A 19,735-nucleotide genomic window follows, 5' to 3' on the forward strand; every position below is an offset into this window, starting at 1 on the left:
CTCCCCCCGGCCGTTCGCGGCCGGGGGCCCCATTCACGGAGAACGCCATGCTCGACGCCGGGAAAACCGAGACCCTTCTCGAGGTCAACAACATCGAGGTGATCTATAACCACGTCATCCTCGTGCTGAAAGGCGTGAGCCTGAGCGTGCCCAAGGGCGGTATCACCGCGCTTCTGGGCGGCAACGGCGCGGGCAAGACGACCACGCTCAAGGCCATCTCGAACCTGCTCAAGTCCGAGCGCGGCGAGGTCACCAAGGGCTCGATCGTCTATCGCAGCGAGCGCGTGCAGGACATGTCGCCCGCCGATCTGGTGCGCAAGGGCGTGATCCAGGTGATGGAGGGCCGCCACTGCTTCGAGCACCTCACCGTCGAGGAAAACCTGCTGACCGGCGCCTATACCCGCACCGATGGGCGTGCCGAGATCCAGAAGGATCTCGAAATGGTCTATAACTACTTCCCGCGTCTGAAAGAGCGCCGCAAGAGCCAGGCGGGCTATACCTCGGGCGGCGAGCAGCAGATGGTCGCGATGGGCCGCGCGCTGATGTCGCGCCCCGAGACGATCCTGCTCGACGAACCCTCGATGGGTTTGGCACCGCAGCTGGTCGAGCAGATCTTCGAGATCGTCAAAGCGGTGAACGAGGGCGAGGGCGTGACCTTCCTGCTGGCCGAGCAGAACACCAACGTCGCGCTGCGCTATGCGCATTACGGCTACATCCTCGAATCCGGTCGTGTCGTGATGGACGGCCCTGCCAAGGCGCTGCGCGAGAACCCGGATGTGAAGGAATTCTACCTGGGCGTCTCGGACGAGGGGCGCAAGAGCTTCCGTGAGGTACGCAGCTATCGCCGTCGCAAGCGCTGGCTGGCGTAACGCAACCGACTGAATTCAAACGATTGCTGCGCAGAATGCTGCTGTGCAGGAAGACGATTTATACCCTGATGGAGGGTTCGACATGAGCCGCTACTACGACGATCTCGAAACCCGCTCGGCCGATGGACGCGCGGCGGCGCTGGCTCGGGATCTGCCGCAGGTGATCGCGCGGGCGCTGAGCGCACCGGGCATGGCGGCGCATCTGGGGGCGGTCGAGGCGGGACAGATCAACTCGCGCGCGGCGCTGGCCAGGCTGCCCGTGCTGCGCAAGTCGGACCTGGGGGCCGCGCAGAAAGCTCAGGCGCCCTTTGGCGGGCTGACCAGCAAGCCCGCACACGCCTTCGCCCATATCTTCCAAAGCCCCGGCCCGATCTACGAGCCCGGAGACATCAGCCATGACTGGTGGCGCATGGGGCGCTTCCTGCACGCCTGCGGCGTGGGTCAGGGCGATATCGTGCAGAACTGTTTTGGCTATCACCTGACGCCCGCCGGGATGATTTTCGAATCCGGGGCGCGAGCTGTTGGCGCGGCAGTTCTGCCCGCCGGCACCGGCCAGACCGAGTTGCAGGTGCGCGCGGCGGTCGATATCGGCACCACGGTCTATTCGGGCACGCCGGATTACCTCAAGATCATCCTCGACAAGGCCGAGGAGATGGGTGAGCGGCTGGGGATTACTCGAGCGGCAGTGGGCGGCGGGGCGCTGTTCCCGAGCCTGCGCAAGGAATATGCCGATCGCGGCATTCAGTGCCTGCAATGCTACGCCACGGCGGATCTGGGCAATATCGCCTACGAATCCGAGGCGATGGAGGGAATGATCCTGGACGAGGGTGTCATCGTCGAGATCGTGCGTCCCGGCACTGGCGATCCGGTGCCCGATGGCGAGGTGGGCGAGGTGGTCGTGACCACGCTCAACCCCGATTACCCGCTTGTGCGTTTCGCCACCGGCGATCTGAGTGCGATTATGGCGGGGACTTCGCCCTGCGGGCGCACCAACCAGCGTATCAAAGGCTGGATGGGCCGGGCCGATCAGACCACCAAGATCAAGGGCATGTTCGTGCGCCCCGAGCAGGTGGCCGCTTTTGTCGCCGCCCATCCCGAGGTCGGGCGTGCGCGGGTTATCGCCACGCGCGACGGCGAGATGGATGTGATGACCGTGCAGATCGAGACCGAGGCCTCGGATCCGGCGCGGTTCAATGGCGGTGTCGTCGAGGCGCTGAAGATGAAGGGCGTGATCGAGCTGGTCGCGCCGGGCAGCCTGCCGAACGATGGCAAGGTGATCGACGATCTGCGTAAATACGACTGAGGGGAGGGGGCGCGGCCCCCTCGCGGCCTTGCCGCTCACCCCCGAGGTATTTTGGCCAAGAAGAAGGAGCAGGGTGCGTTCGGTGTTCGCGCCCGGAATGGAAAAGGCCGCGCGGGTTGCCCCTGCGCGGCCTTGAAATTCCGTGGCTCTGCGCCTCAGCCCTGACGGGCTTTGAAGCGCTTCTGCGTCTTGTTGATCACGTAGACGCGGCCTTTGCGGCGCACGATCTGGCAATCGCGGTGACGCTGCTTGAGCGAGCGGAGCGAGTTACGGACCTTCATGGGTCATCTCCTTTTCGCGGCGCGCGTGCGCCTTAAGCTTTTACCCCCGAGGGAGCGGTGAATGGTGGGCGGTACTGGGATCGAACCAGTGACCACTACGATGTCAACGTAGTGCTCTACCGCTGAGCTAACCGCCCACAGCCTAAGTGATTCTGCCGCTGCATCCCTTCCAGATGAAAAGGACGCGGGGCGGAACCGCGTCGGTCTGCGGGTCTATAAAAGGAGTCGGAGCGGCTTGCAAGAGGGTTTTGGCGGGAAATCAATTCGGTGTAGGCTGGGCGTGTAATCAGGAGAGACGATGCCAGAAACCCTGCCCTATCGGCTGACACGGCCCGCGCGGCTGACGACCTCTGTGATCTTCGCCTCGCCGCATTCGGGGCGCGACTATCCGCGGGCGTTGTTGGAGCGCACCGGGTTGGACGAGGCCAGGCTGCGTTCGTCCGAGGATGCGTTTGTCGAGGATTTGCTGGTGCGCGTGCCGCAAGAGGGCGCGGCGCTTCTGGCGGCGTGTATGCCGCGCGCCTGGGTCGATCTGAACCGCGCTGCGGATGAGTTGGACCCCGCGCTGATCGAGGGGCTGGGGCGGCGCGCGCCGGTCTCGCCGCGGGTGGCAGCGGGGCTGGGGGTGATTCCGCGCGTCGTCGCGAGCGGGCGAGCGATCTATGCGGGCAAGATTTCGCGCGCCGAGGCGGAGGCGCGAATCGATGCGGTCTGGCGCCCCTACCATGCCGCGCTGGCGGGCCTGATCGAGGAGGTGCGCGGCCAGTTCGGGCGCGCGATCCTGATCGACATGCACTCGATGCCGAGCGAGGCGCTGGACGCCTTCGGGGCACAGCGACCCGATATCGTTCTGGGCGATCGTCACGGCAACTCGGCGCGGGCGGGCACAGTGGCGGCGGTTGAGGGCGTGTTGCGCGGGCTCGGGCTGCGGGTGGCGCGTAATAGCCCCTTCGCCGGGGCCTATATCGCACAGCGCTATGGGCGGCCCGCTGAGGGCGTCGAGGTCATCCAGCTAGAGATTTGCCGCGGTCTTTACATGGATGAGCGGCAGGTGCGGCCCGCGCCGCAATTTGGCGCCTTTGCCGAAGTGATGGCCCGTGCGGTTGCGCAGATTGCCGAACTGGGCCGGGCGCAGGGGCGCATCGCCGCCGAGTGATCATTCCTCTCGGCGCAGGCCGCGGCCCGTGCGGATCGCGTCGCTGCCGAATTTCGCGCGGATCTTGTCGGCCGCGCGCTCAGCGCCCGCTCGGGCGCGGGCCTGCGGGTCCAGAAGGTCTCCTACCGGGTCGCGGCCGCTGGCGGGGGTGAGATCCGAGTAGCCGATGCCGATCAGCCGGAAGGGGCCGTGTTCGGGCAGCGCGTCGAGGAGGCGTGTGCCTTCGCGATAGAGCGTGTCGGCGAGTTGCGAGGGTTCCTCGAGTTGCATCTGACGCGAGAGGGCCGAGAAATCGGCGCGGCGCAGTTTGAGCGTGACGGTGCGGCCCTCGAGCCCCTTGGCCTTCATCCGCGCGGCGGCTTTTTCAGCCATGATCCAGAGTTGTGTCTTGAGTTCCTCGCGGTCCTCGATGTCCTGCGCGAAAGTGGTTTCGTTCGAGACGGATTTGATCGGCTCATTGGGGTTCACGCGGCGGTGGTCCTCGCCATGGGCGAGGTGCCACAGGCGGGTCCCTTGGGTGCCGAAGCGGCGCAGCATCTCGTCGCGGTCGGTGCGGCGGATGTCGGCCAGAGTGCGCAGGCCTGCGCGGCCGAGCGCTGCACGGGTGGACGCGCCAACGCCCCAGAGGAGCGAGACGGGTTTGTCGCGCAGGAAGCCTTCCGTTTCGGCGCGGCCGATCACGGAAAAGCCGCGCGGCTTGTCGAGGTCGGAGGCGATCTTGGCGAGGAACTTGTTGTGCGACAGGCCCACCGAGGCGGTAACGCCGATCTCGGTCTCGATCTGCCGGGCGAGGCGGGCCATCAGGAGCGCGGGTGGGGCGTTGTGGAGGCGCTCGGTGCCGGTGAGGTCGAGGAAGGCCTCGTCGAGCGAGAGCGGTTCAACGAGCGGGGTGAGGGCGGCCATCAGCGCGCGGATGCGGGCCGAGACCTCGGCGTAATGCGCCATGCGGGGGCGGATGACGACGGCCTCGGGGCAAAGCTTGAGCGCCTGGAACATAGGCATGGCCGAGCGCACCCCCGAGATGCGGGCGACATAGCAGCAGGTGGAGACGACGCCGCGCGTGCCGCCGCCGACGATGACCGGGCGGGAGGAAAGCGCGGGGTTGTCGCGTTTCTCGACCGAGGCATAGAAGCTGTCGCAGTCGATATGGGCGATGGGGAGCGAGAAGAGCTCGGGGTGGGCCAGAATGCGCGGGCGGCCGCAGCGCGGGCAGCGTGCGGGGGCGGTGTCGAAGGTGGCAAGGCAATCGCGGCAAAGGGCGGGCATGGGGCACCGGGGTTTGCCCCATTCTAGCGTCTCGCGGGAGGCGGGGCGAGGGGGCGCTGCCCCCTCTTTCGCCCGGCCGGGCGAAATTCACCCCCGAGGTATTGGACCCAAGAAGAAGGGAAGGGGGCCGGAGCCCCCTTCGCCGGATCAGTTCAGGATGGCATCGACCGGGGCGCGGCGGGACGAGGCCGAGACCTTGCCGCCGACCACGAGGCCGTTTTCATTGGCGGTGATCGTGACGGTGGCGCCGTCAAGAATTTCACCGCCGAGGATGAGTTCGGCCAGCGGGTCTTGCAGCGAGCGCTGGATCACGCGCTTGAGCGGGCGCGCACCATAGACCGGGTCGTAGCCTTCGTCGGCGAGCCACATCTTGGCGGCCTCGTCGAGCGCGAGCGCGATCTTGCGTTGCGCGAGGCGCTTTTCGAGCCGGGCGAGCTGGATCGCGACGATGCCGTCCATGTTGCCACGGGTCAGGCGGTCGAAGATCACCATCTCGTCGAGGCGGTTCAGGAACTCGGGGCGGAAGTGTGCCCGCACCGCCTCCATCACCTCGGTCTTGGCTTGTTCGCTCGACGACCCCTCGGGCAGGATGCTGAGCGCATGGCTGCCGAGGTTCGACGTCAGGACGATCAACGTCTGCTTGAAGTCCACCGTGCGGCCCTGGCCATCGGTCAACACGCCATCGTCGAGCACCTGGAGGAGCACGTTGAAGACGTCGGGATGGGCCTTTTCGACCTCGTCGAAGAGCACGACCTGGTAGGGACGGCGGCGCACGGCCTCGGTCAGGACGCCGCCCTCATCGTAACCGACATAGCCGGGCGGGGCGCCGATCAGCCGGGCGACGGAGTGTTTCTCCATGAACTCGGACATGTCGATGCGCACCATCGCGGTGTCGTCGTCGAAGAGGTATTCGGCGACCGCCTTGGTCAGTTCGGTCTTGCCGACGCCGGTCGGGCCGAGGAACAGGAAGGAGCCAAGCGGGCGGTTCTCGTCGTTCAGGCCTGCGCGGGCACGGCGCACGGCGTTCGACACGGCGGTGATCGCCGCATCCTGGCCGATGACGCGCTTGTGCAGCTCCTCTTCCATCTTCAGCAGCTTTTCACGCTCGCCCTCGAGCATTTTCGAGGTCGGGATGCCGGTCCAGCGCTCCACCACCTCGGCGATCTGTTCGGGGCGCACGGCCTCTTCGACCATCTGGCCGTCTTCCTTGCCCTCGGCTTCCGAGAGGCGTTTTTCCAGCTCGGGGATGGTGCCGTATTGCAGCTCGCCCGCCTTGGCGAAGTTGCCTTCGCGTTTGGCCTGGTCAAGCTGCGCGCGGGCGTGATCGAGCTTTTCCTTCACATCGCGCGAGGCTTCGAGCGCGTCACGCTCGGCCTGCCATTTGGCGGTCATCGCGGCGGCACGCTGCTGCAACTCCGCCAGATCCTTCTCGAGCTTTTCGAGACGGTCTTTGGAGGCTGCGTCATCCTCGCGCTTGAGGGCCTCGGCCTCGATCTGCATTTGCAGGATCTGGCGGTCGAGGGCGTCCAGCTCTTCGGGCTTGCTGTCCACTTCCATGCGCAGGCGGCTAGCGGCCTCGTCCACGAGGTCGATCGCCTTGTCGGGCAGGAAGCGGTCGGTGATGTAGCGATGCGAGAGCGTCGCGGCCGCCACCAGCGCCGAGTCCGAGATGCGCACGCCGTGGTGGAGTTCGTATTTCTCCTTGATGCCGCGCAGGATCGAGATCGTGTCCTCGACGGTCGGTTCTTCGACCATCACCGGCTGGAAGCGGCGGGCAAGGGCCGCATCCTTCTCGACATATTTGCGGTATTCGTCGAGCGTGGTCGCGCCGACGCAATGCAACTCACCGCGCGCGAGCGCCGGTTTGATCAGGTTCGCGGCGTCCATCGCGCCATCCGATTTGCCCGCGCCCACCAGCGTGTGCATCTCGTCGATGAAGAGGATGATCTCGCCTGCGGCGGCTTCGATCTCCTTCAGGATCGCCTTGAGGCGTTCCTCGAATTCACCGCGGTATTTCGCCCCGGCGATCAGCGCGCCCATGTCGAGGGCCAGCAGCTTCTTGTTGCGCAGGCTTTCGGGCACGTCGCCGTTGATGATGCGCAGGGCAAGGCCCTCGGCGATGGCGGTTTTACCGACACCGGGTTCGCCGATCAGGACGGGGTTGTTCTTGGTGCGGCGCGACAGCACCTGCATGGTGCGGCGGATCTCGTCGTCGCGGCCGATGATCGGGTCGATCTTGCCCTCTTCGGCGGCCTCGGTCAGGTCGCGGGCATATTTCTTGAGCGCCTCATAGCCCTCTTCGGCCGAGGCCGAGTCGGCCGTGCGGCCCCTGCGCAGGTCATTGATCGCGGTGTTGAGCTTTTGCGCGGTGACGGCGCCCGCATCCAGCGCGTCCTTGGCCTTGGTGTTGACCACGGCCAGCGCCATCAGCACGCGCTCGACCGGAACGAAGCTGTCGCCCGCCTTCTTGGCGATCTTCTCGGCCTCATCAAGCACGCGCACCAGCGATTGCTCGACATAGACCTGACCGTCGCCGCCCGAGACCTTGGGCAGCTTCGATACGAACAGATCGACGCTCTCCTGCACGCGCTTGGGTTCGCCCCCGGCGCGGCGGATGAGGTTGGCCGACAGCCCCTCTTCGTCATCCATGAGTGCTTTGAGCAGATGCTCGGGAACCACGCGCTGGTGCCCCTCGCGCATCGCGATGGTCTGGGCTGCCTGAAGGAAACCGCGCGACCGTTCCGTGAACTTTTCCATGTTCATCGGGTATCTCCTTTGCTAAAGCCCCCGGTCCTTGAGGCGCCCAAATTTGGCGCGCCCCGCTCCGGGTCTTGGGACTGAGTTGGTTTTTGCGTGGCACAGGTTCAAGGGGGTGCGACAGGGTGCGCGGCAAAAAGTTGGCCCCGCGCGCAGGCGGCTTTTCCTTGACCGGCGGGCGGTTCGGGCGCAAAAGGCCTCCGTTTGCCCTTCCCCCGGAGAATTGCCATGACCCAGATGCTGCCCGCCGACGACCGGCTGATCGTCGCCCTCGATGTGCCGAACGCCCTTGCCGGGCTGGAGTTGGCCAAGGCGCTGGGCGACAGCGTGTCGTTCTACAAGATCGGGTTGGGGATGCTGACGGGCGGCGGGCTTGCGCTGGCCAATGAGCTCAAGCTCGAGTTCGGCAAGAAGATATTCCTCGACATGAAATTCTTCGACATCGGCGCGACGGTGGAAAAGGCCGTGAAGGGCATCGCGCAATACGATCTGGATTTCCTGACGGTGCATGGCGACCCCTATGTGGTGAAGGCCGCCAAGGAGGGCGCCTCGGGCAAGAACCTCAAGATTTTGGCGGTGACGATCCTGACCTCGCTTGATCGGGGCGATCTGGACGGGGCGCTGATCAAAGAGGGCGAGATCGCCGATCTGGTGATCGAGCGCGCCGCGCGCGCCTTTGAGGCCGGGGCGGATGGTGTAATCGCCAGCCCGCGTGAGGCGGCGGTGATCCGGGCGCTGCCGCAGGCGGCGGGCAAGCTGATCGTGACGCCGGGCGTGCGCCCCGCAGGCGCGGCACTGGGTGACCAGAAGCGGGTCGAGACCCCCGCGACCGCGCTGGCCGCCGGGGCCGATCATCTGGTCGTGGGGCGCCCGATCTGGGCCGCGCCCGATCCGGTGGCCGCGGCGCAGGCGATCCTGTCCGAGATCCGCGCCGTGTAAATCAAGAACGGCGGCCCGAGGGCCGCCGTTTCTTTTTCCGCTGCATCAGTTCTCGTTGATGTCGCGATCCCAGATCTTGTTCTGGCCGCTGCGCACCCCGGCAATGCGCCGTGCGATCAGCCAGGCGGGCACGGCAGTGGCCGCCATCACGAGCAGCAGCGGCGGCAGGCTGGCCCCCATGAGGCCAAGCCACACTAGAAACCCCACGACCAGCGCGCCGATGGCGAACCCGAGCAGGAAGAAGCCGGGGATCAGCATTTCCAGCGCGCCCAGAACCACCCCTGCGGCGACCCAGAACCAGGCTTGTTGCCACAGCATCACGATTTCCCCTTGAGCAGCGTGAACGCATTGGTGAAGGCCTCAAGCGCGGCGGCCGGCAGGATCACGGTCTGCTTGCCATTACCGCTGGCGACCTCGGAAATCGCCTCGACCTGTTTCAGCGCGACCTGATACTGCGCGGCCTCAAGCCCGTTCTTGGCGATGGCTTCAGCGATGACGCCGGTGGCGAAGGCCTCGGCTTCGGCCAGAACGCGCTTGGCCTTGGCCTCCTGCTCGGCGGCGTAAAGCTCGCCATCCGCTTGCAGTTCGACGGCGCGCTTGCGGCCCTCGGCCTCGGTCACCTGCGCTCGGCGGGCGCGCTCGGCATTGAGCTGTTGCAGCATCGCGGCGCGGGTGGCCTCGTCGAGGTTCACGTCGAGGATCTCGGCGCGGGTGACCTCGATCCCCCAGTCATCGACCACATTCGCCAGGTTGTCCTGAATCGTGCCGATCAGCCCCGCGCGGTTCGACTGGACGGTGTCCAGCTCCATCTTGCCGATCTCGGAACGCACGATGCCCGCCACGGTGGTGGCGATGGCCGCGTCCACGTCGCGGATGCGGTAGACGGTCTTTTCCGGCTCGGTGATGCGGTAGAAGACCGAGGTCTCGACCTGCACCAGCACGTTGTCGGCGGTGATCGCATCCTGCCGGGTCGAGGGCAGCTGACGCTCAAGGATCGAGATGCGATGCGCGACCCGATCAAGGAAGGGCACGATGAAGTTGATGCCCGGCCCCAGAACGGCGCGCAGGCGGCCGAACCGCTCGACCACGTGTTTTTCGGATTGCGGAACGATGCGGACGCCCAGAAATACCGAGAGGGCAAAAAAACCGGCAAGCGCCAGAAGCACGATATTGCCGCCGCTGATGGTCTCAAGTGGCATGGACGATGTCTCCCTCAAAATTCGCCCGGGATTATGCGGGCGCAGCGAAACTCTGAAAAGGCTTATTTCGCGGGTAGCAGCTTCACCCCGACCAGCGCCAGAACGGCCAGAACGGCCCAACCACCGGGGCGGCTGATCAACCAGATGGAAATCGCGACGATCCAGAGCACGAGGCGCGATGCGCCAAGCCCGAGGAACGCAAGCAGCGCGGGCATCAGCGGCTACCGTAGCGGCGCCAGAGCCAGATCAGCGCCATTGCCCCCAGCACAGCGCCGACAAAGCCCGACATCCAGCCGGTGATCGTCAGGAAAAAAGCGCAGCGTCAGACCGCCAATCAGCGCGCCAAAGATGCCGATCGCGATGGTTGTCGGAATATCGGTTTCCATTTTCATGGCGCGCGTGGCGATAAAACCCGCCGCCGCGCCGATGATGATGAGGGCAATGATGTTCATGGGCGCCTCCGTTGGTCCGATCAATATGGGGGAGGGAGTGCGGCGCGAAAAGGGGAGCCGGGGTCAGGATTTCCCCCGTTGCGGGCCGCTCAGAGCCGCGCGGGCAGGCTCAGGCCCTTGAGCACCTCGGCTGCGGGCATCGGGCGCTTGCCCTCGCGCTGCGCATCCAGCACCTCAAGCGCGCCTTCGCCGCAGGCGACGGTGAAGCCGCCCAGAACCTCGCCCGGTGCGCCTTGGCCCGAAGCCGGGGCGGCGCGCAGGATCTTGACCCGCTCGCCCGCAATCTCGCACCAGGCGCCGGGGAAGGGCGAGAGGCCGTTGATCTGCCGCACCAGTTCGGGCGCGGGGCGGGACCAGTCTATCCGCGCCTCGGCCTTGTCGATCTTGGAGGCATAGGTCACACCCGCCTCGGGTTGCGGATCGGGCGTAAGGGTCTCAAGGCGATCCAGCGCCTCAAGGATCATCCGCGCGCCCATGGTCGAGAGGCGATCATGCAGCGCGCCGGTGGTTTCGGTCTCGCCAATCGGCGTGGCTTCGTGCAGCAGGACCGGGCCGGTGTCGAGACCCGCCTCCATCTGCATGATGCAGATGCCGGTCTCGGCGTCGCCCGCCATGATCGCGCGGTGAATGGGCGCGGCCCCGCGCCAACGCGGCAAGAGCGAGGCATGGATATTCAGGCAGCCATGACGCGGCGCGTCCAGCACCGCCTGCGGCAGGATCAGGCCATAGGCCACGACCACGGCCACATCGGCGTTCAGCGCGGCGAAAGCGGCGCGGTCTTCCACGGCCTTGAAGTTCAGCGGCGTGCGCACCTCGATGCCAAGCGCCTCGGCGCGGGCATGGAGGGGAGAGGGGCGTTCCTTCTTGCCCCGGCCCGCCGGGCGCGGGGGCTGCGAGTAGATGGCAACTACATCATGTTCAGCCGCCAGCGCCTCCAGCACCGGGACCGAGAAATCGGGAGTGCCCATGAAGATGACGCGCATGGCTTACCTTTTCGAAAGTTTGGCCGACTTCTGCACCAGCATCTTGCGCCGCAGGGGCGAGAGGTGATCGACATAGGTCTTGCCGTTCAGGTGGTCGATCTGGTGCTGCACCGAGGTCGCCCAGAGGCCGACGAAATCGCGGTCTTCCATCTCGCCCTGATCGTTGAGGAAACGCACGGTGACGGCGCGCGGGCGCTCGATCGTGGCGAAGACGCCGGGCAGGTTGGGGCTGGCCTCATCGTGGCGGCGCATCTGCACCGAGGCGTGCAGCACCTCGGGGTTGGCCATGCGCACGGCCTGACCGCGCTTGTCCGAGGCATCGACCACGGCCAGACGCATCATGATGCCGATTTGCGGCGCAGCAAGGCCCACGCCGGGCATCGCCTCCATCGTCTCGATCATGTCGTCCCAGATCATCCGCACGGTCTCGGTGATCTGCTCGACCGGCTCGGCGGCAGTGTGCAGGCGCTTGTCTTCGTAGGGGATGAAGGGGCGGACGGCCATCAGGCTTCCTTCACGCCGCGCGCCCGCTCGCGCTTGAGCTTTTCCATCTTGCGCGTGATCATCGAGCGCTTCATCGCGCCCAGATAGTCGATGAAGAGCTTGCCGTTCAGGTGGTCGTTTTCATGCTGCGCGCAGGTCGCCCAGAGGCCGTCGAACTGTTCCTCGTGCATCTGCCCGTCAAGGCCCAGCCAGCGCATCCGCACCTCTTTCGGGCGGGTGACCTCGGCATATTGCTCGGGGATCGAGAGGCAGCCTTCTTCATAGACGTTGGTCTCTTCCGAGGTCCAGGTGACCTCGGGGTTGATCAGCACCATGGGCTGCGGCGCGGCGGTGTTGTCCTTGACGCAATCCATAACGAAAACCCGCTTGAGCACGCCCACCTGCGGCGCGGCAAGGCCCACGCCGGGCGCGTCATACATGGTGGCCAGCATGTCGTCGGCAAGCTTGCGCACTTCGTCGTCAACGGTGACGACGGGGTCGCAAAGCTTCTTGAGCCTCGGGTCGGGATGGATCAGGATCGGGCGAATGGTCATAGCCCGTGATGTAGGCGATGGAGGCTTGTGGCGCAATGGTCGGGTTCGGATGGAACGATTTTCCATCGTGCTTCGCAATATAGGAACCATGTTCCAATAATTTATAATGCATTGGGAGGTCGTGCTATATTACCTAGCAAATCAGGAAAATCTTGCCTCTGGAAGGGTGGAGACATGAACCAGGCCCCGAATCGTGCCGCCCTAACGGCCGCCCCGAACTTCGACGAAGTGATCGACCGGGTGGGCACCCATTCGTCCAAATGGGACGGAATGCAAGGCATCTACGGCGTCAGCCCGCGCGAGGGGATCGCGATGTGGGTCGCCGATATGGACTTTCGCCCCCCGGCCTGCGTGCAGCGCGCGCTTGAGGGCATGACCCAGCACGGGGTCTATGGCTACTGGGGCGACAACCGCGATTATCACGCCGCGATCCAGTGGTGGATGGCCACCCGTCACGGCTGGCAGGTCGAGCCCGAGTGGATCTTTACCACCCATGGCCTCGTGAACGGCACCGCGCTTTGCGTCGATGCCTTCACCGCGCCGGGCGACGGGGTGGTGCTGATGACCCCGGTCTATCACGCCTTTGCACGGGTGATCCGCGCTGCGGGCCGCACCGTGGTCGAATGCCCGCTCAAGCGTGTCGATGGCCGCTACGAGATGGATTTCGACGCCTGGGACGCGCAGATGGACGGCTCGGCCAGGATGATGATCCTGTGCTCGCCGCATAACCCCGGTGGCCGCGTCTGGACTGCGGACGAACTGCGCGCCGCCGCCGAATTCGCGCGCCGCCACAACCTTGTTCTGGTCTCGGACGAGATCCACCATGACCTGGTGATGCCCGGCGGGCGCAAGCATATCCCGATGGCGGTGGCCGAGCCCGATATGCCGCTGGTGATGATGACTGCCACCACCAAGACCTTCAACGTCGCGGGCGGGCTGACGGGCAATGTCATCATCGCCGACCCCGAGCTGCGCAAGCGGTTCGGTGCGCGCATGGCGGCGATGGGCATTTCGCCCAATAGCTTTGGCCTGACGATGGCGACGGCGGCCTATTCGCCCGAAGGGGCGGCCTGGGTCGATGCGCTGCTGGCCTATCTCGACGGGAACCGGAAGATTTTCGATGCGGGCGTGAATGCGATCCCCGGACTGCGATCGATGCCGCTTGAGGCGACCTATCTTGCCTGGGTCGATTTCGAAGGCACGGGAATGGCGCGCGAGGAGTTCCTTGCGCGGGTCGAGAAGGACGCGAAGATTGCCGTCAATCATGGCGCCACCTTCGGTCTGGGGGGCGAGGACTTCCTGCGCTTCAACCTCGCGACGCCGCGCGCGCGGGTCGAGGAAGCCGTGACCCGCTTGCAAAACGCCTTCGCCGATTTGCAGTGATGCTCCGGCGGCTGGCGCGGATTTTCTCGGGTCTTACGCTGGCCGTGTTAATCGCGGGCGTGGTGGCGATCGTGCTGCCGCGCCCGCAGCCGCCTTTGCCGCCGCTTGCCGGGCCGGTCAGCCGCATTGTCGTTGAAAAGGCCGCGCGGCGGATGACTGTTTACACCGGCGATCAGGTAGCACGCGTCTATCGCGTCAGGCTGGGCTTCGCACCCGAGGGCGACAAGCTGCGCCAAGGCGACGGGCGCACGCCCGAGGGCACCTTCCGCATCGACCGGCGCAATGCCTCCAGCGCCTATCACCTGTCTTTGGGCATCGACTACCCGCAGAAAGAAGACAGCGCCCGTGCGGCGGCGGCCGGGGTCGATCCGGGCGGTGATATCTTCTTTCACGGCCAGCCCAACATCCTGCCGGCTGGTGTGACGCTTGGCCATGACTGGACGGCCGGATGCATCGCGCTTGCAGATGCCGAGATCGAGGAGTTGTTCGCGGCCACGCCCCTTGGTGCGCGCGTTGATATCCTGCCCTGAGCCTCAGGCCGAGGGCAGGTATCCGACCGGCGCATCGTCGGGGCGCACGAAATCCAGCGGCGCGCGATCAGCCACCGGGGTTTCGCGCTTGACGGAGCAGATCAGCTCATCCCCGTCGATGTCCGAGGCCACGATCAGCGCGCTGGCGATATGCCGCCCGCCCTCGTAAAGCTCCACATGTCCGCGCAGATGGCTCACCTGGCTGGCGTCCAGCGCGAAGCCACCGCGCCAGCGGCGCAGCACCGGCAACACCTCGTCGCCGGTGTGAATGCGCAGACGTGACTTGCGGCCTCCCTCGGGCCGATAGGCGGCACGCAGAGCCGCCACGAGATCTTTCGGCAGAATCTCCATCTCCCCCTCCTGCAACGAATCCCCCTAGGGGATATCCTGCGCCTGAAAGAATAAAAATCAAGTTTATCAAAAGTATGACGGTGGGTTCGGAGCGCTCCGGGCGGCCTTCGCAACGCTGTTGCGATGCTGCCGCGCAGCGACTAGCCTTGGTCTATTCGAGTGCCGGAGGATTTCATGCGCCCCTTTATTGCCGCCCTCATCTGGGGTCTTTGCCTGCCCTTGGCCGCCGCTGCGCAATGCGGGGGCGATTTCGGGGCCTTTGTTCAAGACCTGAAGGCCGAGATCCGGGGGCAGGGGTTGAGCGAGGTGCAGGCGGACGCCTTCCTGCGTGGTGTGCGTCAGGATGCGCGGGTGCTGAAGGCCGACCGCGCGCAGGGCGTTTTTCGCAAGAATTTCATCGAGTTCTCACAATCCCTGATCAGTCAGAACCGGCTGACCAATGGCGCCAGGAACAGCCAGAAATACAAGGCGGTCTTCGACCGGATTGAGCGCGAATACGGCGTGTCGCGCGGGGTGCTGCTGGCCTTCTGGGCGCTTGAGACCGATTACGGCGCGGTGCAGGGCGATTTCAACACGCGCGACGCGCTGGTCACGCTCGCCCATGATTGCCGCCGCCCCGAACTGTTCCGCCCGCAGGTTCTGGCTGCCGCCGAGCTATACCGGCGCGGCGATTTCGACCCGCAACGCACCGCTGGGGCCTGGGCAGGCGAGATCGGGCAGGTGCAGATGCTGCCCGACGATATCCTGCGCAACGGGGTCGATGGCGATGGCGACGGGCATGTCACGCTCAAGACCTCGGCGCCCGATGCGCTGATGTCGGGGGCAAAGATGCTGCGCGATCTGGGGTGGCGCAAGGGCGAGCCCTGGATGCAAGAGATCGTGGTGCCCGAGGGGCTCGACTGGTCGAAGACGGGAATGGGGGTGGCGCTCGATACTGCAGACTGGGCGCGCATGGGGGTCAGCGCGCGCGAGGGGGCGCTGGCCTCGGGCAAGGGCTCGGTCCTGTTGCCGATGGGGCGCAAGGGCCCGGCCTTCATGGTCTATCCGAATTTCCAGGTTCTGTTCGAGTGGAACAAAAGCTTTGTCTACGTCACCACCGCGGCGTATTTCGCGACGCGGCTGGAGGGCGCCGCGCGCTTCGATCCGGGCCGCCCCGAGGCCGGGCTGAGCGCCGAGCAGATGAAGGCCTTGCAGCAGAAGCTGTCGGCACGCGGCTACGATGTGGGCGCGGTCGACGGCATCCTGGGGGCGCGCACCCGCGATGCGGTCCAGCGCGAGCAGATGCGTCTGGGCCTGCCCGCGGATGCCTGGCCGACTGCGGCACTGTTGTCCCGGTTGTGACGCGCGCTTGCCTTGTTTCCGCCTGCGCGCGGGACTAATTTGAATAGATGTAGTGAATTGGAATCTCGGCATTTGGACATTGACCGCCAGCGGTCGGATTGGGGGGTAAGATGCAGTCGCTGACCTTGCAAACCGGGGCTTTGGCCGTCTGTGCGGTGCTGGCGGGCTGTGGCGGGGCCCCGCCGCAGGAGGAGCAGTTCTGGGATCCCCATGAGGAGCAGAACCGCTCGACGCATGAGTTCAACAAGAATCTCGATCAGGTTTTCGCCACCGCAATCAAGCCCATTGTGCTGCCAGATCCGGTCTTCGTGGGCTTCTCGAATGCCTCAAGCAACCTCGGCCTGCCCAGCAAGGTCGTCAATTCCGTGCTTCAAGGGCGGGCGGAGCCAGCGGTCGAGAATACGCTGCGCTTCGTGATCAACTCCACCATCGGGATCGGCGGCCTGTTCGATCCGGCTGGTTCCGTCTTCGGTCTGCACGAGACCGACACCGATTTCGGCGAGACGCTCTACGTCTGGGGCTGGAGTGAGGGGGCCTATATCGTGCTGCCCGTTGTCGGCCCCTCGACCGAGCGCGATGCCGTCGGCTGGCTGGTCGATCTCGCGCTCGACCCGGTGAATGTGATGTTCGAAGGGCAGGATGCCGTTGCCGTCACCGGCGTGCGGATCGCGGGCAAGATCGCGGACCGCAAGCGCTTTGGCGACACGGTCGATTCGGTGCTTCATGAAAGCGCCGACAGCTATGCCCAGACCCGGCTGCTTTACCTGCAAAGCCGCCGCTACCAGCTTTCCGGCAGGCAGGAAAACGATGCAGACGCCTTTGACCCCTACGAGGATCCCTATGCGGAATGAACCGACCCGTCGCACCCTGCTGGCCCTTGGCGTTGCTGGGGCTGCCGCCCTTGCGCTCCCCGCCCCGGCGCTTGCGCTGAACGATGCCGAGGCGAGTGCGCTGATCCAGCGCGCGGTCAACGATGTGAATGCGGCCATCGCGTCGGGCAAGAGCGGCTCGGCGCTTTATGCGGATTTCGAGAGGATCTTCACTCGTTACGCCGATGTGCCGGTCATTGCCCGCTCGGCGCTTGGCACGGCAGCGCGTTCGGCCAGCTCGGCGCAGATGTCGGTCTTCACCACCGCCTTCCGGGGCTACCTGTCGCGCAAATACGGTAAACGCTTCCGCGAATTCATCGGCACCCGGTTCGAGGTGCAGGGTGCGCGCCCGGTCAAGACCTTCTACGAGGTCAAGACCACCGCCTATATGTCCGGTCAGGCGCCGTTCGAGGTGCTCTGGCATGTCTCGGACAAATCCGGGCGCGATCTGTTCTTCAACCTCATCATCGAGGGGGTGAACATGCTGGCCTCCGAGCGCACCGAGATCGGCGCCATGCTGGATCGGCGCCGGGGCAACATCGATGCGCTGATCGCGGATCTGAAGACCGCCGGCTGAGCCTGCCTAGTACAGCGAGCGCAGCAGGTTCTCGATCGCCTGGCCGAGGGTTTCGTTGCGGTCGGCCTCGGTGCCGGGGAGCACAAGCTCGCCGTTGACGACGGGCACGCCGCCCTCGGGGATCGGGTCGCCCGAGGACCAGGTCTGACCGCCGCTGTTGCGCCATTCGGACGGGGTTGCCATGGGCAGCGGCCGCGCGGGCAGACCGTCTTCGACGCGCAGCATCACCTCGCGCCAGATATCGGCGGGCAACCCGCCGCCGGTCACGCCCGACAGCGGGCGGTTGTCGTCATAGCCCATCCAGACGCCGGTCACATAATCGGCGGTGAAGCCGATGAACCAGGCGTCGCGGGCGGCTTGCGTGGTGCCGGTCTTGCCCGCGATCTGGCGCCCCTCGATCCGGGCGCGGCGGCCGGTGCCCTGCTCGACGCCCTGATACATCATCCACATCAGCTCGCGCGCGGCTTTCTCCGAGATCACCCGCTCGCCCATGCCGCCCCCTGCGCCGAAAAGCGGCTCGGCGTCGCCCTTGATGCGCAACTCGTTCATGCCGAAGGGTTTGACCGAGCTACCGCCGTTCAGGATGCCCGCGAAGGCGCCGGTCATTTCAACCAGCGTCGATTCGGAGACGCCCAGCACGACGGCAGGGCCGCTGGCCAGTTCCGAGGCAAAGCCGAAATCCGAGGCGACCTTGCGCACCCCGTCGAAGCCGACCTCAAGCCCAACGCGCACGGTCGCGGTGTTGATCGACTGCGCGAGCGCCATCCACAGCGGGATCGGCCCCAGGAATTCCTTGGTGTAATTCTGCGGCGTCCACGGCCCCGAGCCGCGCACGTTCACCGTCAGCGGTCCGTCCAGAACGGTTGTGTCGGGCGTCATGCCAGTGTCGAGCCCGGCCGCATAGACGAAGGGCTTGAAGGTCGAGCCGGTCTGCCGTTTGGCCTGCGTGGCGCGGTTGAAGGCGCCCGACACCTTGGTCGCGCGCCCGCCGATCATCGCGCGCACCGCACCGTCGGCGGACATGACGACAATCGCGGCCTCGGCCTCGGAGCCTTCCTTGACCTTGGTCTCGAAGACGGATTTCAGCGCCTCCTCGGCCGCGCGCTGGATGCGCTGGTCAAGCGTGGTGTGGATGATCACGTCCTCGGTCGTTTCCTGCGACAGGAAGTCGGGCGTGGTATCCATCACCCAATCGGCGAAATAACCGCCCGCGCGGGCCTGCGCGGCCTCGGACAGCGTCGCGGGATTGGAGCGGGCCGCCTGCCACTCGCGGTCATCCAGGTAATCCTGCTCATGCATCAGCGCCAGAACCATGCCCGCGCGTTCCTGCGAGCGGGTCAGGTTGGTCGTCGGCGCATAGCGCGAGGGGGCCTTGAGCAGCCCCGCCAGCATCGCCGCCTGCTGCGGGTTCACATTGGCCGCCGAGATGCCGAAATAGCGCTGCGCCGCCGCCTCGAAGCCGCGCGCACCCGCACCCAGATAGGCGCGGTTGAGGTAGATCGTCAGGATCTCCTCCTTGGAATACTTGACCTCCATCGCGAGCGCGTAGGGGATCTCCTTGATCTTGCGCTTGACCCCGCCCGAGCGGCAATCGTCCTCATAGGCGGCTTCGGTCTTCCAGACCTTGGGATCGTATTCGACGCCGAGGCAAAGCAGCTTCGCCACCTGCTGCGTGATGGTCGAGCCGCCGTTGCCCTCCAGCGGGCCACGCCCCTCGGACAGGTTGATTTTGATCGCCGAGGCGATGCCGCGCGGGCTGACGCCGAAATGGCGATAGAAGCGGCGATCCTCGGTCGCGATGACGGCGTTTTTGAGATGCGGCGAGACATTCTCTGCCGTGATCTGGCCGCCGAAGGTTTCCCCCCGCCAGGCAAAGACCTGGTTGTTGCGGTCAAGCATCGTGACCGAGCCGCGATAACGCCCGTCGAGCAGCGCCGAAACCTCGGGCAGGCCCGCGTAGAAATAGAAGGTGGCAAGGCCCACGATCATCGCGACGACGGCCCCGGCGCGCCAGGCAACGCCCCAAATCGCGCGCCAGATCAGATGCAAAAGCGCCATGATCGGGCCGCGCTTGCGCGGTGCGCGCGGGGCCTTGCGGCGCTTAGCGGTTTTTTTAGGCGCTGCGGGTTTCGCCGCCGCACTGTAGCGCTTGTCTGCCACCAGCGGCCCCTGCCGCCCGCCTGTTCCTGCCATTGCCGTGATCCGATGCCTGTCGTTTTTCGGGACAGTACACGCTCTGCCCCGGCTTGTGGAGCGACAAGCGATCACGATTCGGTTTGCTGAATGATTAAAAAGAAGGCAATGCGCACAAATTATGCAAATTGAGGTTTCTTCACGCCGTTCCAGCCGCTTTCTGAAAGCGCGATTTCTTGTGCTGCAGATGCATATTGGCGCTTTTGAAGGGCGTGGATGTCCTGCGTGGCATCGAAAGTTGCTGACAAA

Annotated in this window: 20 protein-coding genes, 1 tRNA gene and 1 pseudogene; 9 read left to right on the forward strand and 13 right to left on the reverse strand. The window is 65.6% G+C overall.

The features are described 5' to 3' along the window. Positions 1 to 47 precede the first annotated feature (47 nt). Both LZA78_RS07585 and LZA78_RS07590 read left to right on the forward strand, forming a co-directional pair. Positions 48 to 869, forward strand: coding sequence for an ABC transporter ATP-binding protein (locus LZA78_RS07585; protein WP_233676334.1), 822 nt, complete (start codon positions 48 to 50; stop codon positions 867 to 869). A gap of 82 nt (positions 870 to 951) precedes the next feature. Beyond that, complete coding sequence (locus tag LZA78_RS07590) at positions 952 to 2,172, forward strand: phenylacetate--CoA ligase family protein (protein ID WP_233676335.1); 1,221 nt, start codon at positions 952 to 954, stop codon at positions 2,170 to 2,172. Positions 2,173 to 2,327: 155 nt separating this feature from the next. Here LZA78_RS07590 and ykgO read toward each other — a convergent pair whose 3' ends face one another. Continuing rightward, on the reverse strand, positions 2,328 to 2,453 hold the full coding sequence (gene ykgO, locus LZA78_RS07595; RefSeq protein WP_013069105.1) for a type B 50S ribosomal protein L36: 126 nt from the start codon (positions 2,451 to 2,453) through the stop codon (positions 2,328 to 2,330). Positions 2,454 to 2,515: 62 nt separating this feature from the next. Beyond that, positions 2,516 to 2,590, reverse strand: a tRNA-Val gene (locus LZA78_RS07600). Positions 2,591 to 2,751: 161 nt separating this feature from the next. On the opposite strand from LZA78_RS07600, the gene LZA78_RS07605 reads away from it, so the two are divergent. Continuing rightward, positions 2,752 to 3,609: an N-formylglutamate amidohydrolase gene (locus LZA78_RS07605; protein WP_233676336.1), complete on the forward strand. Its 858-nt coding sequence runs from the start codon at positions 2,752 to 2,754 to the stop codon at positions 3,607 to 3,609. On the opposite strand, the gene LZA78_RS07610 is transcribed toward LZA78_RS07605, so the two are convergent. Together LZA78_RS07610 and clpB are read right to left on the reverse strand one after the other, a co-directional pair. Beyond that, on the reverse strand, positions 3,610 to 4,875 hold the full coding sequence (locus LZA78_RS07610) for a DNA polymerase IV (protein ID WP_233676337.1): 1,266 nt from the start codon (positions 4,873 to 4,875) through the stop codon (positions 3,610 to 3,612). It lies immediately after the preceding gene. 147 nt (positions 4,876 to 5,022) lie between these two features. Beyond that, positions 5,023 to 7,638, reverse strand: a complete 2,616-nt coding sequence (clpB, locus tag LZA78_RS07615) for an ATP-dependent chaperone ClpB (protein WP_233676338.1) — start codon at positions 7,636 to 7,638, stop codon at positions 5,023 to 5,025. A 222-nt stretch (positions 7,639 to 7,860) separates the two neighbouring features. Here clpB and pyrF point away from each other — a divergent pair, with 222 nt between their 5' ends. Then, positions 7,861 to 8,571, forward strand: coding sequence for an orotidine-5'-phosphate decarboxylase (pyrF, locus tag LZA78_RS07620; protein WP_233676339.1), 711 nt, complete (start codon positions 7,861 to 7,863; stop codon positions 8,569 to 8,571). A gap of 45 nt (positions 8,572 to 8,616) precedes the next feature. Here pyrF and LZA78_RS07625 read toward each other — a convergent pair whose 3' ends face one another. The 7 genes and pseudogenes from LZA78_RS07625 to def (LZA78_RS07655) all read right to left on the reverse strand — a co-directional run bounded on the left by LZA78_RS07625 (position 8,617) and on the right by def (LZA78_RS07655) (position 12,242). Continuing rightward, positions 8,617 to 8,889: an NfeD family protein gene (locus tag LZA78_RS07625; RefSeq protein ID WP_233676340.1), complete on the reverse strand. Its 273-nt coding sequence runs from the start codon at positions 8,887 to 8,889 to the stop codon at positions 8,617 to 8,619. After that, positions 8,889 to 9,770, reverse strand: a complete 882-nt coding sequence (locus LZA78_RS07630; protein ID WP_233676341.1) for an SPFH domain-containing protein — start codon at positions 9,768 to 9,770, stop codon at positions 8,889 to 8,891. Before LZA78_RS07630 ends, LZA78_RS07625 begins: the two co-directional genes overlap by 1 nt. 62 nt (positions 9,771 to 9,832) lie before the next feature. Next, on the reverse strand, positions 9,833 to 9,985 hold the full coding sequence (locus LZA78_RS07635; protein WP_233676342.1) for a hypothetical protein: 153 nt from the start codon (positions 9,983 to 9,985) through the stop codon (positions 9,833 to 9,835). Beyond that, positions 9,985 to 10,222: pseudogene (locus tag LZA78_RS07640) on the reverse strand (GlsB/YeaQ/YmgE family stress response membrane protein). Before LZA78_RS07640 ends, LZA78_RS07635 begins: the two are co-directional and overlap by 1 nt. 89 nt (positions 10,223 to 10,311) lie before the next feature. Beyond that, the gene (gene fmt, locus LZA78_RS07645; protein ID WP_233676343.1) at positions 10,312 to 11,205 is read right to left on the reverse strand and encodes a methionyl-tRNA formyltransferase; all 894 of its coding nucleotides are present in this window, start codon (positions 11,203 to 11,205) and stop codon (positions 10,312 to 10,314) included. A 3-nt stretch (positions 11,206 to 11,208) separates the two neighbouring features. Continuing rightward, positions 11,209 to 11,709, reverse strand: coding sequence for a peptide deformylase (gene def / locus LZA78_RS07650; RefSeq protein WP_233676344.1), 501 nt, complete (start codon positions 11,707 to 11,709; stop codon positions 11,209 to 11,211). Beyond that, complete coding sequence (gene def, locus LZA78_RS07655) at positions 11,709 to 12,242, reverse strand: peptide deformylase (protein ID WP_233676345.1); 534 nt, start codon at positions 12,240 to 12,242, stop codon at positions 11,709 to 11,711. Before def (LZA78_RS07655) ends, def (LZA78_RS07650) begins: the two co-directional genes overlap by 1 nt. A 174-nt stretch (positions 12,243 to 12,416) precedes the next feature. On the opposite strand from def (LZA78_RS07655), the gene LZA78_RS07660 reads away from it, so the two are divergent. Together LZA78_RS07660 and LZA78_RS07665 are read left to right on the forward strand one after the other, a co-directional pair. Then, positions 12,417 to 13,625 (forward strand): MalY/PatB family protein, encoded by a 1,209-nt coding sequence (locus LZA78_RS07660; RefSeq protein ID WP_233676346.1) that lies wholly within the window; start codon positions 12,417 to 12,419, stop codon positions 13,623 to 13,625. Beyond that, a complete protein-coding gene (locus LZA78_RS07665; protein ID WP_233676347.1) occupies positions 13,625 to 14,155 on the forward strand; it encodes a L,D-transpeptidase family protein in 531 nt (176 codons plus the stop codon). Before LZA78_RS07660 ends, LZA78_RS07665 begins: the two co-directional genes overlap by 1 nt. A 3-nt stretch (positions 14,156 to 14,158) precedes the next feature. Here the strand turns inward: LZA78_RS07665 and LZA78_RS07670 are convergent, their stop codons facing one another. Continuing rightward, a complete protein-coding gene (locus LZA78_RS07670; protein ID WP_233676348.1) occupies positions 14,159 to 14,506 on the reverse strand; it encodes a hypothetical protein in 348 nt (115 codons plus the stop codon). Between the two features lie 174 nt (positions 14,507 to 14,680). Between LZA78_RS07670 and LZA78_RS07675 the strand changes: the two genes are divergently transcribed. From LZA78_RS07675 to LZA78_RS07685, 3 genes are all read left to right on the forward strand, one after another. Next, a complete protein-coding gene (locus LZA78_RS07675; RefSeq protein WP_233676349.1) occupies positions 14,681 to 15,847 on the forward strand; it encodes a lytic murein transglycosylase in 1,167 nt (388 codons plus the stop codon). A gap of 110 nt (positions 15,848 to 15,957) precedes the next feature. Beyond that, entirely contained in the window at positions 15,958 to 16,698 is a 741-nt protein-coding gene (locus LZA78_RS07680; RefSeq protein WP_233676350.1) for an MlaA family lipoprotein, read from the forward strand. Continuing rightward, positions 16,688 to 17,293, forward strand: coding sequence for an MlaC/ttg2D family ABC transporter substrate-binding protein (locus tag LZA78_RS07685; protein ID WP_233676351.1), 606 nt, complete (start codon positions 16,688 to 16,690; stop codon positions 17,291 to 17,293). The genes LZA78_RS07680 and LZA78_RS07685 overlap by 11 nt, the downstream gene beginning before the upstream one ends. Positions 17,294 to 17,299: 6 nt before the next feature. On the opposite strand, the gene LZA78_RS07690 is transcribed toward LZA78_RS07685, so the two are convergent. Further along, entirely contained in the window at positions 17,300 to 19,486 is a 2,187-nt protein-coding gene (locus LZA78_RS07690; RefSeq protein WP_233676352.1) for a transglycosylase domain-containing protein, read from the reverse strand. Positions 19,487 to 19,735: the final 249 nt, after the last annotated feature.

The organism is Rhodobacter flavimaris (assembly GCF_021378075.1).
GTDB lineage: Bacteria > Pseudomonadota > Alphaproteobacteria > Rhodobacterales > Rhodobacteraceae > Rhodobacter > Rhodobacter flavimaris.